Annotated in this window: 12 protein-coding genes and 1 pseudogene; 4 read left to right on the top strand and 9 right to left on the bottom strand. The window is 56.5% G+C overall.

Annotation, left to right across the window (positions count from 1 at the left end; translation table 11 throughout):
* The first annotated feature begins 152 nt into the window (after window positions 1-152).
* Entirely contained in the window at window positions 153-2378 is a 2226-nt protein-coding gene (locus tag RAE04_RS04660; protein WP_317026589.1) for a HelD family protein, read from the top strand.
* 20 nt (window positions 2379-2398) lie between these two features.
* Window positions 2399-3415 carry an App1 family protein gene (locus RAE04_RS04655; protein WP_317026588.1) on the top strand — a complete coding sequence of 339 codons (1017 nt, stop codon included), beginning with the start codon at window positions 2399-2401 and terminating at the stop codon, window positions 3413-3415.
* A gap of 70 nt (window positions 3416-3485) precedes the next feature.
* On the opposite strand, the gene RAE04_RS04650 is transcribed toward RAE04_RS04655, so the two are convergent.
* From RAE04_RS04650 to rpsA, 7 genes are all read right to left on the bottom strand, one after another.
* A complete protein-coding gene (locus RAE04_RS04650) occupies window positions 3486-3926 on the bottom strand; it encodes a universal stress protein (protein ID WP_317026587.1) in 441 nt (146 codons plus the stop codon).
* A gap of 83 nt (window positions 3927-4009) precedes the next feature.
* A complete protein-coding gene (locus RAE04_RS04645; protein ID WP_005323274.1) occupies window positions 4010-4462 on the bottom strand; it encodes a universal stress protein in 453 nt (150 codons plus the stop codon).
* A gap of 129 nt (window positions 4463-4591) precedes the next feature.
* A complete protein-coding gene (gene uvrB / locus RAE04_RS04640) occupies window positions 4592-6685 on the bottom strand; it encodes an excinuclease ABC subunit UvrB (RefSeq protein ID WP_198492974.1) in 2094 nt (697 codons plus the stop codon).
* A 40-nt stretch (window positions 6686-6725) separates the two neighbouring features.
* Window positions 6726-7088 carry a DUF4259 domain-containing protein gene (locus RAE04_RS04635; RefSeq protein ID WP_317026586.1) on the bottom strand — a complete coding sequence of 121 codons (363 nt, stop codon included), beginning with the start codon at window positions 7086-7088 and terminating at the stop codon, window positions 6726-6728.
* A 90-nt stretch (window positions 7089-7178) separates the two neighbouring features.
* Window positions 7179-7778: a dephospho-CoA kinase gene (gene coaE / locus RAE04_RS04630; RefSeq protein ID WP_317026585.1), complete on the bottom strand. Its 600-nt coding sequence runs from the start codon at window positions 7776-7778 to the stop codon at window positions 7179-7181.
* Window positions 7779-7859: 81 nt separating this feature from the next.
* Entirely contained in the window at window positions 7860-9911 is a 2052-nt protein-coding gene (locus RAE04_RS04625; protein ID WP_317026584.1) for a glucose PTS transporter subunit IIA, read from the bottom strand.
* Window positions 9912-10207: 296 nt separating this feature from the next.
* Window positions 10208-11668, bottom strand: coding sequence for a 30S ribosomal protein S1 (gene rpsA / locus RAE04_RS04620; protein ID WP_023021654.1), 1461 nt, complete (start codon window positions 11666-11668; stop codon window positions 10208-10210).
* 250 nt (window positions 11669-11918) lie between these two features.
* On the opposite strand from rpsA, the pseudogene RAE04_RS04615 reads away from it, so the two are divergent.
* Together RAE04_RS04615 and RAE04_RS04610 are read left to right on the top strand one after the other, a co-directional pair.
* Window positions 11919-12650: pseudogene (locus tag RAE04_RS04615) on the top strand (class I SAM-dependent methyltransferase).
* 9 nt (window positions 12651-12659) lie between these two features.
* Complete coding sequence (locus RAE04_RS04610) at window positions 12660-13130, top strand: RDD family protein (protein ID WP_317026583.1); 471 nt, start codon at window positions 12660-12662, stop codon at window positions 13128-13130.
* 396 nt (window positions 13131-13526) lie between these two features.
* On the opposite strand, the gene RAE04_RS04605 is transcribed toward RAE04_RS04610, so the two are convergent.
* Together RAE04_RS04605 and polA are read right to left on the bottom strand one after the other, a co-directional pair.
* Window positions 13527-14486, bottom strand: coding sequence for a DNA glycosylase AlkZ-like family protein (locus RAE04_RS04605; protein ID WP_317026582.1), 960 nt, complete (start codon window positions 14484-14486; stop codon window positions 13527-13529).
* Window positions 14470-17118, bottom strand: a complete 2649-nt coding sequence (polA, locus tag RAE04_RS04600; protein WP_317026608.1) for a DNA polymerase I — start codon at window positions 17116-17118, stop codon at window positions 14470-14472. The genes RAE04_RS04605 and polA overlap by 17 nt, the downstream gene beginning before the upstream one ends.
* Window positions 17119-17133 lie beyond the last annotated feature (15 nt).

Raw genomic sequence — 17133 nt, 5'->3', positions numbered from 1 at the left:
TCGGCCGACTATCTCGGCGATGACTCAACGGCCCAGCCTTATGCTGGGCCGTTGTTCTTTGTCACAGCAGAGTCTAAACTCATCTCTCCCCCTCGCCGGACAGCGTGCCCGGCACCTTCCACCCCATCAACGTCCAATCACCAAGGAGTCACGTGAACTCAGCATCCAATAAGCACGCGGCGGCCGCAGGTTCCTCGGAGCGCGAAGCCATCGCTACGGAGCAAGATTATGTGGACGGCCTATTCTCCCGCCTCGACGATGAGGTGGCCGCGGCAAATGAACGGCTTAATGAGGTGCAGGCGGAAGTAGATCCTTCCACCCCGGACGCGGATGCCTTGGTGCGCCGCGAAACGGAATACCACGGGCTCCAAGCCAAGCTGGATCGTCTCAATGTGGCCCAAATGGGTTTGGTCTTTGGGCGCATCGACATCGATGCCCCAGGTGACAATCCCACCTCGGAAGGCCTAGATCGCCGCTACATCGGCCGCATGGGACTCGATGCGCGTGAAGATGACTATCGCACGCTCCTTCTAGATTGGCGTGCCCCCATGGCACGGCCCTTCTATCTCGCTACCACCGCCCAACCAGAAGGCGTACACACCCGCCGCCAAATCCGGACCAAAGGGCGCACCGTCACCGGCATTCATGATGAGGTTCTGTCTGGCCCTGGCGTGCGTGAAGAAGAGACCGGCGTAGCGAGCGAATCCGCTCTCTATCACGCTATGCAGCGAGCCCGCACGGGCCACATGGCCTCCATTGTGGAGACCATTCAGCGGGAGCAGGACGAGATTATCCGCGATAACACCCGCGGCGTGATGGTGGTAGAAGGCGGCCCCGGCACCGGTAAGACCGCAGTTGCGCTGCATCGCGTTGCTTATCTGCTCTATACCCACCGCGAGCTACTTTCTGCCACGGGCGTACTCATCGTTGGCCCCAATAGCAGCTTCTTGGACTATATTTCGCGCGTGCTCCCCGAACTGGGTGAGACCGGCGTGGTGCTCTCAACCATTGGCGGGCTCTTCCCTGGAATTGAACCAAGCCACGAGGAAGACCTCGTAGCTCGGGAAATCAAGGGTAGCGACGCCATGGTGGAAATCCTCTCCACCGCGGTCAAGGACTACCAGCTGCTTCCCGACACCCCCCGTGAGCTAGCAATCGACGGCCTTACCCTAAGCGTCACACCAAACATGGTGAAAAGCGCCCGCACACGTGCCCGGCGCTCGCGAAAGCCACACAATGAGGCGCGTGGTGCCTTCATTGAGCACCTCGTAGAAGACCTAGCCCAGCAGATGGCAGACACGGTAGGTGCCGATCCGCTTGGCGGAAAGAATCTTCTTTCGCGCGCCGATGTCGATCAATTCCACGATGACCTTGCTGAGGACGCGGCCGTCACTGCCTTGATCGATGAGTTTTGGCCCGAACTACACCCCACAGATGTACTTGCTGCTCTAGTCTCCTCGCGCGAGCGCATCGCTTCTGCCGCGCACGGATATGACGAAGAAACCCAAGAAGCGCTCTACCGGGCAGAGGGACGAGCATGGACGGATTCGGATGCGGCCTTGTTAGACGAGCTTGCCGTCCTCATCGGCCTGCCCAACCCTGAAGAAAAGAAGGCAGCCGATGATGCCGCGTGGCGTGAGCAAGTGGCTGATGCGGAAGACGCATTGGATATCTTGTCCTCCTCCGAGTCCACAGATAATGATGATGACATGTTTGAAGCAGAAATCCTCTCTGCCCACGATGTCATCGACGCCGAGACCCTGGCGCACCGCCAGGAGGTACGCGATAAACGCACCACTGCCCAACGCGCCCGCGAAGACCATACGTGGGCTTATGGTCACATCATCGTGGACGAGGCCCAGGAATTAACACCTATGGAGTGGCGAATGCTCTTCCGCCGCTGCCCTTCCCGGTGGATGACTTTGGTGGGTGATACCTCCCAGACTGGTTCCCCAGCAGGTGTTGATGACTGGGGCGAGGCCCTCGAGCCCTTTGTGGCTCAACGCTTTCGTCACCATTTTCTTACCGTCAACTATCGCACCCCGCAGCCCATTACGGATTTGGCCAATGACCTGTTGGAAATGATTAACCCTGACGCCATTCCGGCGACAGCCATCCGTGATGGAGTGCAGGTCCGCCGGCTTGAGCACGGCACCTACACCCCTGGAGTACATAGCGAAGAGGACGGCAGGCTCACCGCGGTTATTGACGCCGCTACGGCGGAGCACTACAAGGGCCTCGAGTTTGACCACGTGGTCGTGCTCGATCCGCAGCGCATCGTGGACGCCTCCCCACAGGGATTGCAGAACCTCTATGTCTGCATCACTCGTGCCACCCAATCGCTCACGCTCGTCGGTGACTGCGGCGAAGTCCTTTAGGCTCCCGTAAGCTTCATGCTATGGCCTTATCTGACATCATGCGCAAAGCTGAAAGCTCGCTAAATTCCTTTACCTTGAAACGCTCCCAACGGGATGGGTGGCAGCCCCTGATTGTGGGATACACAGGTTATGGCACCACCGATCAGGTGAGAATCTTCGGCCGCGTACTCATGCACGATCCTGATGAAGGCAAGAGGGATACGTGGGGCAAGCGCGGCTACCAGCAGTTTCTTACCATTCAAGTAGGACACCACGACGTTTCGGTAACTATTGGGGAAAAAACTGTCACCGGCACCACCGATCGAAACGGATACATTGACTTACTAGTCCATGACCACGGATTAGAGCCCGGGTGGCATACGGCAACAATCGAGGCCGCAAACGCGAATGCCGTGGAGGCCCAACTACTTATCGTTGATCCGGCGGCCAAGATCGGCATTGTTAGCGATATCGATGACACGGTGCTTGTCACGTGGCTGCCGCGTGCGCTCACCGCGGCGTGGAATTCCTGGGCCAAGCGCCCTAGCAAGCGGCAGGCCGTTCCCGGAATGGCCGAATTCTATGCTCACCTACAACAACGCTTCCCCCAAGCCCCAGTGTTTTATCTTTCTACGGGCGCTTGGAATACCTTTGGCTCGCTCAAGAAATTCCTGTCTCACCATGGTTTCCCCGCGGGTCCCATGCTGCTGACGGACTGGGGCCCAACGGAAACGGGACTGTTCCGCAGCGGTCAGGAGCACAAGCGTGTTCAGCTGCGCAATCTGCTCATTGCCTACCCGGATATGCAATGGATTCTCATTGGCGATGATGGACAACATGATCCATTGACCTACGGCGATGTGGCTAATGAGCATCCGGACCGGATTCACTCTGTGCTCATCCGCAATCTGAGCCCGCAGGAGCAGTTGCTCTCCCACGGCTCGCTGAGCCCTTTGGCCGCTGCCAATGAGGAGGGCGACTTCTCTATCCCCTTGATTCAGGGCGCGAACGGCAACACCATCGCCGCCGCATTCAACGCCGCACACCCTAAGGACTAAGCTGCGCTTAACGACGAAACCCGCCTTGGTCTTTTCAAAACAAGACCAAGGCGGGTTTTAATCACCGCTTTTAGCTGACGGTGTGAACGATCATTACATCGCAGTCAGACTGGCGAGCAACGTCTGCCGGCACGGAGCCCAGCAGGCGACCGGTCAGGGAGTTGATGCCGCGGTTGCCCACGATAAGCAGGTCAGCATCGTTGTCGTTGACGATGGACATCAGGGCCTGCACTGGGGTACCCGGGCGAACAGCGGTTTCGACCTTGGAAGCGCCGAACTTCTCAGCGTGTGCCTTAGCCTCCTGGAGGTTTTCCTCCGCCTTCTCATCGCCCAAAATGGTTACGGAATCCTGGCGCAGGGTCTTGGAAGCCTGCTCCTGGTTTTCGTAGTAAGCACAACCGATAATCAGATTGGAATCGAATGCAGCGGCGATCTTAGCTGCTCGCTCTACAGCGAGGAGAGAAGACTTAGAACCGTCAGTACCGACAACGATCGAGTTGTAGTCGCTCATGATGACCTTTCTTTGTGGGTGTGTACCCAGAGTGTTTATTTAGCCTACAGAGGCATTACTGCCAGTGTAACAACGAAAAAAGATTAACGTTTCTCGCTGGTATTAACTACGACGACGTCCACCTTTGACTTGTGGGTTAGTTCCGTTGGGACAGAACCGAAGACTCGACCACGAACGGAATTCACGCCGCGGTTTCCCACCACGAACAGGTCCACGTCATAGTCCTGGCCTACTTCCAACAAGGCTTTTACTGGGTCTCCAGATTTCCCTACGATTTCAATGTGTTCCGCACCCTCCGACTCGGCGATACGGGTGGCATTGGTCAGGTAGGTACCGGCCATGTCCTCACTTACAACGGGCAGACCGGCTTCGTCGCCCCTCGGAGCACCAAGCATGGATCCAGCGTGGTTATAAAAAGCTGAGATAATAATCAGCTTAGCGTCGTACGCCCGTGCCATGGACGCCGCAGCGCGGACTGCGCGCAGGGAGGTTTCAGAGCCATCGGTACCGACGGCAATGTTTTTATAAGTAAGCATTATTCTCCTTGCAGTTGAACTATTTCGCAGTGACAACTAAACGGCGCTTCTGGCACTTATCCAGTATAACTAGCGCAGCCTTTTAGAAAAGTACCCTCGGAGCCAATCATCACTTTCAGGGGGAGAAAACTAAATTCCTGCTTCCTTCAATCCACGCAATTCCTTCTTTAGATCAGCAATCTCATCGCGCAGACGACCAGCCAGTTCAAATTTAAGCTCGCGCGCGGCGGCACCCATTTGGGCCGAGAGATCGTCGATAAGCGCCTGCACCTCATCGGTAGCCATGCTGGAAATATCCCGCTTCTCCACCACTGTAGAGGGATCAGAGTTAGACTCTTCGTCCCCGCCGTCTTCATAGACTTGGTCAAGGATATCGGCAATCTTCTTCCGCAAAGGCTGCGGGTCAATGCCGTGTTCCTTGTTATAGGCTATTTGCTTTTCGCGGCGTCGTTCCGTCTCCTCGATTGCCTCTTGCATCGAATCGGTGATTTTATCGGCATACATAATCACCTCGCCAGAGACGTTACGGGCAGCACGGCCAATGGTCTGGATGAGCGAGGTGGTAGAGCGCAAGAAGCCTTCCTTGTCTGCATCCAAGATGGCAACGAGCGATACCTCGGGGAGGTCAAGGCCCTCACGCAGGAGGTTAATGCCCACCAGCACATCAAACTCGCCGAGGCGCAATTGCCGCAAAAGCTCGACGCGCTGCAAGGTATCGATATCCGAGTGCAAGTAACGCACCTTAATCCCCTGCTCCAGCAGGTAATCGGTGAGGTCTTCTGCCATGCGTTTAGTCAGCGTGGTCACCAGTACTCGCTCTTGCTGCGAAATGCGGGTGCGTACCTCATCGATAAGATCATCAATCTGGCCCTTCGTAGGTTTGACGGTAACCTTCGGATCCACCAGACCAGTTGGGCGAATCACCTGCTCCACGTACTCACCGTCCGAGGACGTAAGTTCAAAGTCGCCAGGGGTGGCGGACATGTAGACGGTTTGTCCCACGCGTTGTTCAAACTCATCGAAGGTCAGCGGGCGGTTATCCACCGCGGAGGGCAGACGGAAGCCGAATTCCACCAGGTTGCGCTTGCGGGACATATCGCCCTCGAACATGCCGCCAATCTGTGGGACCGTGACGTGAGACTCGTCAATAATGGTGAGAAAATCCTCGGGGAAGTAATCCAGCAGCGTAGCCGGCGCGGAACCGGCTGGACGGCCATCGACGTGGCGGGAGTAGTTCTCGATGCCGGAGCAAAACCCTACCTGCTCGATCATTTCTAGATCGTATTCGGTGCGCATGCGAAGTCGTTGTGCCTCCAGCAGTTTGCCGCGGTTTTCTAGATCGTCCAGGCGCTCGGCCAATTCCTCTTTGATGGCGGCTACGGCCTTTTCCATGCGTTCAGGTCCGGCCACGTAGTGGGTCGCGGGAAAGATGCGCACCTCATCTACTTCCTCGATGACATCGCCAGTGACGGGGTGAATGTAGTAGAGAGAATCAATATCATCGCCGAAGAATTCGATGCGCACCGCCCGTTCCTCATATGCCGGAATGATATCGACCGTGTCGCCCTTGGCGCGGAAGGTGCCGCGGGTAAATCCTACGTCGTTGCGTTCGTATTGGATATCCACCAACAAACGGAGGAAGCGGTCCCGGTCTAGCTCCTCGTCCACGGAAATAATGACCGAGCGATCCAAATAGGACTGGGGTGTACCCAAGCCATAGATGCAGGACACGGAGGACACAACCACCACGTCTCGGCGGGACAGCAGCGCCGAGGTGGCCGAGTGACGCAGGCGCTCTACGTCCTCGTTGATAGACGAATCCTTCTCAATATAGGTATCCGTCTGCGCAATATAAGCCTCTGGCTGGTAGTAGTCATAATAAGAAACGAAGTACTCCACCGCGTTATGCGGCAAAAGTTGGCGCAGCTCGTTCGCTAGCTGCGCTGCCAGGGTCTTATTTGGTGCCATCACCAGCGTGGGTCGCTGCTGTTTTTCGATCAACCACGCAGCTGTGGCGGACTTACCTGTACCGGTAGCACCCATGAGTACTACATCGCGTTCATCGCGGTTGAGGCGCTCATTGAGCTCTGCAATAGCAGCGGGCTGGTCGCCGGCCGGTTCGTATTCAGAGACAACCTGAAACTCACCTGGGGTGCGCTCGACCTCGCTGACGACGCGGTGCTCGGAATTTGGAATAAGAGGATGTTCAGCAGCAAAAGCCATGCCCACTACTCTACTGCTTATATGGCGCGGCTAGCTATGTTCACGGCAAGGAGTCCTGCGCGGTGCGCAGCCACTCTTCCAGCTCGCCGGTGGTCTCCCACAGCGCATAGACAGAAGACGTCTCTGGGCGCATTGCACTATTAATGCGGCGGCGCAACCATGCTTTAGACTGCGGTGTATACAGGGGTGCAAGATCCTCGCGGTGAATGCCTTCCGGCAGTGCATCAGCCTTCAGCTTTAACAGAGCGCCCAGCGCGATCACGGTTTCCGCGTCATCGGAGTCTAAGGGCTCCACGGCACATGACTTCTGAAAGGCTGTGAGATCGAAAGAACCATCACGCAGGCTAGCGAGCAGTTCTCGGGCAGCGTGATTATCAAAAGGTCCAGTATCCCACGTTCCCACGGCGAGTAGCTTAAGACGCGAAAGTTAACGCAACTTCTAAACTGCGTAAACTCTAACCGCCCAACGGTTAAAGTTTGGGTGACTCCGCATCTAAGAGTCCGCTTCTATGTGGTTCATGACCTCGGCCGCTCGCGCGCGCAACTGCTCCAACGTGCCATTGTTGTCAATGACGTGCGTAGCCGCGGCCAATCGCACCTCATCAGGTATCTGCGCTGCTATGCGCCGGCGCGCATCGGCCTCTTCAAGCCCCCGCGAAGCAACGAGGCGGCGGACGCGCTCTTCTACCGCCACGTCCACCACGATGACGTAGTCCATGTCTTTGTCTAAGCCGTTATCTACCAAAAGCGGCATATCGTAAACCGCAAAATCATAGCCATCTTCACATGCCGCCGCGAATTGGCGCTGCGTTTCCGCTTGGATGCGTGGATGGGTAATGGAATTCAACAACTCGGTGTGTTCGTTGTCCACAAAGGCTCGCCGTGCCAATTCTTTGCGGTTGAGGCTGCCGTCCGCCAGCAAAATATCTTCTCCAAATGCTGCCGCCAGCTCCGCTAACGCAGGCCGCCCAGGCTTGACGACGTCGCGCGCAATGCCATCAGCATCGACCACTTCCCATCCGCGTTCGCGGCAGATCCTCGCGACTGTTGACTTGCCACTGCCAATACCGCCTGTAAGGCCAATGAGTTTCATGGCAGCCACCCTACGCGAAAAGGAACCCCACCATACGCGATGATGTAGGGTTCCTCTGTCGCTATAGGTGTCAGCGATCCCTTATTCCGCTGCTTCCTCTGGCTTCGGTGGAATGCGGAGCAAATCATCATTCAGGGTAACCTGGCCGGCTTCGCCGGAGACCGCGCCGAACTTGGTGGCGTTAGTGACCACAACTGGAGTAATCAAGTTATAGCCCTTGGAACGAATGAATTCCGGGTCAAAGCTAATCAACTTATCGCCCGCGGATATGCGTTGCTTCTTTTCCACGTGCACGTCGAAGCCTTCGCCTCCCAGCTCAACGGTATCGAGGCCTACGTGAATGAGCAGCTGCACGCCATTGTCGAGGCTTAGGCCTACCGCATGGCCGGACTTTTGAACGGTAAGCACCTTACCGTCGGCAGGCGCATACACAGTGTTGCCAGTAGGCTGGACCGCCATGCCAGGTCCCAGCTTTGCTCCAGCAAAGATCGGATCCGGGACCTCCGAAAGATCTACTGCCTCGCCTTCCAGAGGGGAATCCAGCACGATGTCATCCTTGCCAGCCTGCTTGGCAGCAAGACCAGTAGCAGCAGCGCCCGCAGCGCTGGCAGCAACTGCGCCACCCGCATTCGAGGACTCTTCCTTCCCAGCATTGGTTGGCTTAAACTCCGAACGAGCAGCTACGTCCTCCACAGATTCGCCCTGTTCGCGGGCGATGCGCTCCAAGTCTGCCTGCTTTTCCTCTGCAGTGCGGTAGCCGAAGAACAAGGTCAGGAAGAAAGAGGTAAGGAACGCAGCCATGATACCAAGTACGTAACCCAGCTGCGGGGTCATAGCGCCAGTGGTCAACGCAGAGGTAAAGACGAAGGCCTCAGCGCGGACATCGAAGAGACCGATGATGGCGCCGCCTATCGCACAACCTGGCAGCAACCGGTAGTAGCTGCGGCGGAAGCGCAACAAGATACCGTAGAGGGAAGGCTCCGACACGCCACCGAGCATGCCCGCAGCGAAGGCACCGATAGAAACCTGGCGCATGGCATTGTTCTTCTCCCTGAAGGAGATAACCATGACCGCGCCTACGACGCCGAAGCAAGCGAAATTCCATGCGCCCATCGGGCCCTGAATGAAGTCGTAGCCGTAGGTTGCGATGTTCTGAATCATGATGACGTTCAGCGGCCAGTGCAAGCCCATCGGAACGAGGAACGGGTACAGCAGCGGAATAACGATAGCCAGGATGAACGGCGAGAAATCATTGATCTGGTACAGGATCCAGGAAATGCCGTTGCCCACGCCAATGCCGAACGGGCCGAGTAAGAAGGCCGTTGCCGGAATCATAATGAGCAGAGAGAAGAACGGCACGAAGACCATATGAACCGCGCTAGGAATAATCTTCTTTAGCCCCTTTTCCACCCAGTACAGGCCGATTGCGGCCAAAATGGGCGGGAAAACCTGGGAACCATAAGAGTTAATAACCAGCGGCAGGCCAAATACGTTGACCGTATCGCCTTGCTCACCCAGCGACATAAATTCAGGAGTCAGCAGAGCTGCGGGAATAGCCGCGGAGACCCACATATTCGCACCCAACTTTTGGGCCGCGGTCGCACCGACCATCACCGGCAAGAAGTAGAAGACCGACTGGTACATGGCGTGAGCCAAGCGGAAGCCTTCCGGCTGCTCCTCCAGCGGAGCGCGGAAATCCTGAATGTGCGCGGTGTCTGCCAGGATCAGCAACATGATGATGAGTGAGGCACCAAGCAACGCCCACAAAACAGGGCGGAACGTATCAGAAAGGAACTCGAAGCAGTAATCCACCCAGTCGTACTTACCGCGAACCCCGTCATATTCCTTCTTCGAGGACGCCTCTTTGTCGCCGGAGGAATGCACACCGGGCTGTTTGATGATCTCGTTGTAGTAGTCAGCGACGCCGCCGCCCATGACTACCTGGTAACCGTGAGCGCCCTGCGGCACGGTGCCAAGCACCGCTGGATCGCTATCGAGCTTTTCTTGATCAACTCTCCCCGCATCAGCAAGTTGAAAGCGCAAGCGCGTCGCACAGTGCGTCAGCGACGTGATGTTGTCGGCGCCGCCAATACTTTCAACGATGTGGGCGGAAGTGTCCTTGATAGATGCCACTTCTTACTCCTCAATTCGATACCACTTATAACCAGTACTGCACTGGCTATAACGTCACCTTTGAGTATAAGAGGATTCCCACATGAACAAAAGCCCGTTTTGTGGACTTGCCAGGAAGTTTTTCTATTTGTCTTTACTTCGTCGCTGGTCAACCACCTAGCGGCAGTAAACAATCTGGCAAACGTTTGCACAAATTGTCTATAAGATCACAAAAGCCGCGCCCACCTCATCTAGGTGATGAAGTGGGCGCGGCGGTGAGCAAAGCCCTAAGGCTTAGCGGAAACTAAGCGGAAGCTTTAGTTGCCAGCCAGCTTATCGCGCAGTGCGGCGAGCTGCTCGTCGGAAGCCAGGGAGCCGCCAACCTCTGCCTGAGTCTCGGATGCCGGAGCTGCATCGGAGGAATCAGAGGAGTAGTTGGAGGACTCTGCAGACTCAGCAGCCTCAGCGGCTGCGGCGCGGTTGCGCTCGATCTGAGCGGTGTGCAGGTTGAAGCGACGCTCGGACTCTGCGTAGCGTGCTTCCCAAGCCTGACGCTGCTCGTCGAAGCCTTCCTTCCACTCGTTGGTCTCAGGGTCGAAGCCCTCAGGGAAGACGTAGTTGCCCTGCTCGTCGTAGGAGTCAGCCATGCCGTACTTGGACGGATCGAACTCTTCGGTGTAGTCCTCGTCTGCCTGCTTAACGGACAGGGAGATACGACGACGCTCGAGATCGATGTCGATGACCTTGACCATAACTTCCTGGCCAACGGTGACAACCTGATCCGGAACCTCGACGTGGCGCTGAGCCAGCTCGGAGATGTGAACCAAGCCCTCGATGCCCTCCTCGACGCGAACGAAGGCGCCGAACGGAACGAGCTTGGTGACCTTGCCCGGAACGATCTGGCCCACAGCGTGGGTGCGGGCGAATACGCGCCACGGATCTTCCTGGGTAGCCTTCAGGGACAGGGAAACGCGCTCGCGGTCCAGATCGACGTCCAGAACCTCAACGGTTACCTCGTCACCAACGGTGACAACCTCAGATGGGTGGTCGATGTGCTTCCAAGACAGCTCGGAAACGTGAACCAGGCCGTCGACACCGCCGAGATCGACGAAGGCGCCGAAGTTGACGATGGAGGAAACAACGCCCTTGCGGACCTGGCCCTTCTGCAGCTGGTGCAGGAACTCGGAGCGAACCTCGGACTGGGTCTGCTCGAGGTATGCACGGCGGGAGAGGACAACGTTATTGCGCTGCTTGTCCAGCTCGATGATCTTTGCTTCCAGCTCCTGGCCGATGTACGGCTCCAGGTCACGGACGCGACGCATCTCAACGAGGGATGCAGGCAGGAAGCCACGCAGGCCGATATCCAGGATGAGGCCGCCCTTGACAACCTCGATAACGGTACCGGTAACAGGCTCTTCCTTGGCCTGCAGCTCCTCGATGGCGCCCCATGCACGCTCGTACTGCGCACGCTTCTTGGACAGGATCAGACGACCTTCCTTGTCCTCCTTGGTGAGAACAAGTGCGTCAACCTCATCGCCGACCTCAACAACCTCGTCTGGGTTGACGTCGTGCTTGATGGACAGCTCGCGGGAAGGGATAACGCCTTCGGTCTTGTATCCGATGTCCAGCAGTACCTCGTCGTGGTCAACCTTGACGACGGTACCCTCGACAATGTCACCATCGTTGAAGTACTTGATGGTGGCGTCTACAGCTGCGAGGAAGTCCTCTGCGGTTCCGATATCGTTGATCGCAACCTGCGGGGTGTTAGAAGATGGCATATTTAAAAATGCTCCGAATAAATGTAGGAAATCGAAATTGGACAACTGCGCGTCTCTCGAAAAAAGCTTGCTAAGCTGCACAAATGCAGCTAAAAAGAGAAATAATCGATCCCGCCTCGTGATTGCTTAAAGCCTTCCTACAGGGGCTTAGAACAACCCGCGGCATAGACACGCCCGTTTAACACTACATCTGTCCAGCTAAAAGGGCAAATACGCGGACCAACTATTTCGCAAAGGAATTTCTTCCACCGTGACTTCCCCCTCGCACGCAAACCAGGCCTACTGGGATAGTGACGCCGCCAACTACCACGCCGAGCACCCCGACTACCTATCTTCCTTTTACTGGTGCCCAGAAATGCTGCACGAAGACCAAGCACACTTGCTAGGCGACGTCTCGGCCTCCTCCGTCCTCGAAATTGGCTGCGGCTCCGCCCCGTGCACCGAATGGCTGCAGTCGCACGCACACTTCGCCACCGGCTTCGATATCTCCCGCGGCATGCTTAACCACGCTGCACCCGGACTCCCCTTAACGCAGGCCGATGCACTGTCACTCCCCTACGCCACCGACTCCTTCGACGCCGCATTTTCGGCGTTCGGAGCCTTTCCCTTCCTTGCCAACCTTGACTTAGCCTTAAGTGAAGTCTCCCGCGTTCTTAAACCAACCGGTCGCTTTGTCCTTTCGGCCAACCACCCAATGCGCTGGATTTTCCCCGACGACCCCACCGATCTCACCGCCGATATCAGCTATTTCGATCGCGCTTATCTGGAGCAAGACCACGATGGCAACCTCACCTATGCGGAGTTCCACCGCACCATCGCCGATTGGTTCCAGGCCTTGCAAGGCAAAGGCCCGTTCCTAATTGAGGACATCATTGAGCCCTAGTGGCCACAGGGCCTTAACGCCACTTGGGGCCAATGGTCTCCACAACGAGGCAAAATCTTTCCCGGCACCATTATTTTCGTCTGCCGCAATTCCCGCTAACCTATGGACATGGTTTTGGACCGGATTGGCTTATTAATACGACGCGGCATTGCCTGGTGGATTGATAGTTTCGTAGCCGCTGCCATCGTCATGGTGATGCGATGGGTAGTAAATGCGGTAGCCGACCATCCACTCACGGGAGAGACCTTAGAACTCTATAATGCCATTGCCACCGCCGTGGTCTTTTACGCCTATCGAGTATGGGTGGAAGCCACGAAATCCACCTCGCTAGGTAAATGGTCCCTGCAGCTAGAAATCATTGCTACCCACCCGGGATTCTTCACCGCTTTCCTGCGCAATTCCTGGCTATTGCTAACAATGCTTACGTTGGCAGGCTGGCCCGGAGTCATGCCGCTACTTTTAGCGATTCTCAGCATAAGCATGCTCGCTTTCGGCCAGACTCCCTTCGATATGCTGGCCAATTGCCTAGTGGAGCGCCGACCTCAGATAGACACGCCTTCTTTTCGTGGCCAGAGGTAATAAGCAAGTGCGAAAATAACCAACGCAGCAAACATCCACGCGGACGGAAAGAGGAACGCAAGCGCCGTGGGTACGACCATTACCCCAGCGGCCGTCAATCGCCTGACCTTAGGGTTTGGCGCCACGCGCGCCATGATCATGGCCATCAAAAAGTAACACCCGGCTAAAACCGGGTACGAAATTGCAGAAACCTTATATTCTTCAAGAAATTGGGCTAGCCCGAGGTCATTAATATCGGCTGCAAGAAGATTCACTTGAATGGCCCACAGGCTTTCGAAAAAGCGGAGTGTCCACTTATTCGTCTTGTCTTCTAACGTCACTGCTCGGCAATTCCCCTTCTTGTCTTTTCTGCTTACACTCATAACTTTTTCTGTACAGAAGAGGCTACCTAAAAACTTAGTTCGCATCCCGCCATAACTTCTGAACCTTCCGCACTGCATAGTCGGGCATGCCCAAGTCTTCAATGGCTTGTTTATTCCAGGTTCCGCGGACCTGTCCATCCACCACGATGGCGCGGCGGAATACCCCGCGGTTTCCAGGAACGAGTGCCTCGTGGACTTCGTTAGTCATCGCAAAGTAGCGGTCTTGATAGCCCAAGATGTATTCGTCAAAAGCTCCAAGCAGAAAGATTGATTGTTTCTTTCGTGCTTCGGCCATTTCCATTACTTCTGCCGAAACAAAGTCCTGGGATTCTTCCCCACACAGCACGATGTCCGACGGAAGGTTTTCAGCTGCTGGCCTTATTAGGCTTTGCGGTAGCTTTGCCCACCAAGCAAAGTCCCGCAGCGTAGCTGGGCCATGAGTGCGGAAATACCGGACCATTAGGTCAGCGGTAGCTGTGACCTTGTCTCCATTGAAAGCTTCGTCTAACCCCGGCAAATCCACCGGTGTAATGAGCTGATCGGCTCCGGAATAGACGGCGTGACCGCTTTCCATTGCCACACGCACAACGTGCCAGAAAGGCACCTCGGGCAACGTTGTAGCAGCCCGTTCTTTGAGCTCGGCGCGCGAAAGTGGACGATCAATTAGCTTGTTCACCTCCGGTCGTAGCTCAACATCACCCTTGCGGGCCTTTGCACAAAGTTCTGTTATCCAGCCTATGTCCTTGATAGAAGCCGCGAAGAGGGTATTGCGCATGGGATAGCCACGCACAATATTCCCAGCGTCCGAGTGGTCTTCCGCCCGAAAAGCAAGTGAGCGCCGTACGGAATGCAGGTCTTGGCCTTGCATGACGCCGAAGGAACGGACTACTTCCTCAGCGCTCTTCCACCGCTGAACGGTTAGGCCTTGCGAGGCGAGCCTAAGGCGCGCCTTTTCTCGGCGGGAGAAAGTAACCGAGCTAGTGGGCTGCGGCATCCCAATCCTTGCCGGCACCAGCCGAGACCTCCAGCGGCACGTTCAGCTCGATCGCTGAGTCCATCTCTCGCTCGAGAATCTCTCGAACTGTGTCGGCCTCACCGGGGGCGACTTCGACTACCAATTCATCGTGCACCTGAAGCAACACGCGAGACTTCATCCCTTGCAGTGCGCGGTCCACGCGAATCATCGCCACTTTAATAATGTCCGCGGCAGTGCCCTGAATCGGTGCATTAAGCGCTGCGCGCTCCGCGTTCTCGCGCGCTAGGCGGTTATCGGAGTTGAGCTCTGGCAAGTAGCGGCGACGGCCAAAGAGCGTTGCCGTGTAGCCATCCTTGCGGGCTTGGACCACGACTTCATCGAGGTACTTCTTCACGCCGCCAAAGCGCTCAAAGTAGCTTTCCATGATGGACTTTGCCTCCCCCGCCGGAATGCCCAATTGCTGGGATAGACCGAAAGCGGAAAGTCCGTATACCAACCCATAAGACATTGCCTTAACCCGGCGGCGCAGCTCGGGTGTCACTTGGTCAACGGGGACGTCAAAGACTCGAGAGCCAACATAGTTGTGTAGGTCTTCGCCTTCCTTGTAGGCCTCGATGAGGCCCGGGTCCGCGGAGAGGTGCGCCATAACACGCATCTCAATCTGCGAGTAGTCCGCGGTCATAAGTTCTTCGTAGCGCTCGCCTACGACAAACGCGGAGCGAATCTGTCGCCCAGCTTCGGTGCGCACCGGGATATTCTGCAGATTTGGCTCGGTAGAAGACAGGCGACCAGTCGATGTCACCGTCTGATTAAACGTGGTGTGGATGCGCCCATCCGGCTGCACGGTTTTGATTAGACCTTCGAGGGTAGTCTTCATCTTCTGGTACTCACGGTGAGCCAAGAGGTGGTCTAAAAACGGGTGGGGATTCTTAACCGCGAGTTGTTCGATCTCCTTGGCCGCGGTGGAATAGCCGGTCTTTGTCTTCTTGGTCTTGGGCAGCTCAAAAGTCTCAAAGAGCACGGTTTGCAGCTGCTTCGGCGAGTTAAGGTTCAGTTTGTCATCGCCGGCAAGCTCGCGGGCAGCACGCTCTTGTTCGGCGACCTGCTCTACGAAGGCATCCTTTTGCGTTTCTAGAATATCAACGTCAACAGCGATTCCGGTAGATTCCATTCGCGCCAGGATGGTCACAAGTGGCAGTTCCAAATCGGTATAGAGCTCGAAGGAATCAATGTCCTGCAGCTCCGCGGTCAGCCTTTCCGCCAGCTCCATAATGGCTGCAGCTTGATCCACCAAAGTGGAATCATCCAGCAGGGAAAGCTGCTCCGTGGCGGCGCCGAGGGTCTTTTGGAGGTGGCGCTGGTAGACGTCAGCAAGCGCGTAAGTGCGCTGACCTGGGCGAAGAAGGTAGGCGGCAAGGGCTGTGTCGTGGGCAATGCCCGCCAACTCAATCCCACGACCGGCAAGCATATGGAAGGCCGCCTTTGCCTCGTGGAAATACTTCGGCGTATCAGCCGCCAACCACTGAGCCAAGGCCTTATCGTCCTCGGCAGAAAGATCGCCCAGCTCCACTTGCAGGCCATGACGGTCTTGGTCCACGAAAGCAATCGCCGAAGCGTCGCCCTGTCCCGGGGTTCCCTCGCCTTGGACATACACCGCGACATGCTCTCGGCCGGGCAGCCACTGGGACAAGGGCTCGTCATCGATGACCGTCTCTAGCTCTTGGACTTCCTCGGCCTGCGCCGTTGCCTCAGCGCCATCATTGGGAATGGCAGCCAATACGCGATCGCGCAGGTTGGTACCAAACTCGAGGTCATCGAACTTGGCGGCTACATCGGCGACCTTGGCTTCCTTAAAGGCCAAGTCATCGGGGCCGACCTCTAGGTCCATGTCCGTGATCATCTGGGTGAGCTTGCGGTTCATCTGCACCTGTTCAAGGCGCTCGCGGAAGTTATTGCCTACCACGCCCTTAATTTCCTCCGCGTGCTCTACCAAGGATGCCAAGTCCCCATATTTGACTATCCACTTGGTGGCGGTCTTCTCACCTACCTTTGGGATGCCCGGCAAATTATCGGAAGGATCACCACGCAACGCGGCAAGGTCTGGGTACTGCGCGGGGGTGAGACCGTACTTCTCTTCTACCGCGGAAGGGGTAAAGCGATGGAGCGTGGAAACGCCCTTCATGGGATACAGCACCGTCGTAGATTCGTTTACCAATTGCAGGTAATCACGGTCACCGGTGACGATGAGGGTCTCATAATCCTGCGCCTCGGTCGCCAGCGTCGCCAGAATGTCATCGGCCTCGAAATTCTCGCGGGACAAGGTGGTAATCCCCAGCACCTCGAGCACCTCGCGAATGAGGTCTACCTGACCCTTGAATTCTTCCGGCGCAGCCTCGCGCTGGGCTTTATAGTCCGGGAACATCTCAGTGCGGAAGGTCTTGCGCCCCACGTCGAATGCCACCGCAATGGCGTCGGGGGTCTCTTCCACCACGATATTAGAGAGCATCGATAAAAAGCCATACACGGCATTAGTGTGCTGACCTCCTGAGGTGGAGAAATTATCCACCGGCAGGGCATAGAAGGCACGAAAGGCCATAGAGTGGCCGTCAATGAGCAGAAGTCGAGGCTGATTAATAGTCACCTGCCCCATCCTAGAGAAGCGCAC

Source organism: Corynebacterium sp. CTNIH16 (assembly GCF_032821655.1).
In the GTDB taxonomy this organism is placed as follows: domain Bacteria; phylum Actinomycetota; class Actinomycetes; order Mycobacteriales; family Mycobacteriaceae; genus Corynebacterium; species Corynebacterium marquesiae.
This window is presented reverse-complemented; position numbering and strand designations above follow the sequence as displayed.

Coding starts and splice junctions, on each gene's coding strand:
- coaE (WP_317026585.1), bottom strand. CDS start 7,778: ATGAAACTCATTGGCCTTACAGGCGGTATTGGCAGTGGCAAGTCAACA.
- RAE04_RS04650 (WP_317026587.1), bottom strand. CDS start 3,926: ATGAGCGACTACAACTCGATCGTTGTCGGTACTGACGGTTCTAAGTCT.
- RAE04_RS04605 (WP_317026582.1), bottom strand. CDS start 14,486: ATGCCGCAGCCCACTAGCTCGGTTACTTTCTCCCGCCGAGAAAAGGCG.
- RAE04_RS04610 (WP_317026583.1), top strand. CDS start 12,660: ATGGTTTTGGACCGGATTGGCTTATTAATACGACGCGGCATTGCCTGG.
- polA (WP_317026608.1), bottom strand. CDS start 17,118: ATGGGGCAGGTGACTATTAATCAGCCTCGACTTCTGCTCATTGACGGC.
- uvrB (WP_198492974.1), bottom strand. CDS start 6,685: ATGGCTTTTGCTGCTGAACATCCTCTTATTCCAAATTCCGAGCACCGC.
- rpsA (WP_023021654.1), bottom strand. CDS start 11,668: ATGCCATCTTCTAACACCCCGCAGGTTGCGATCAACGATATCGGAACC.
- RAE04_RS04655 (WP_317026588.1), top strand. CDS start 2,399: ATGGCCTTATCTGACATCATGCGCAAAGCTGAAAGCTCGCTAAATTCC.
- RAE04_RS04645 (WP_005323274.1), bottom strand. CDS start 4,462: ATGCTTACTTATAAAAACATTGCCGTCGGTACCGATGGCTCTGAAACC.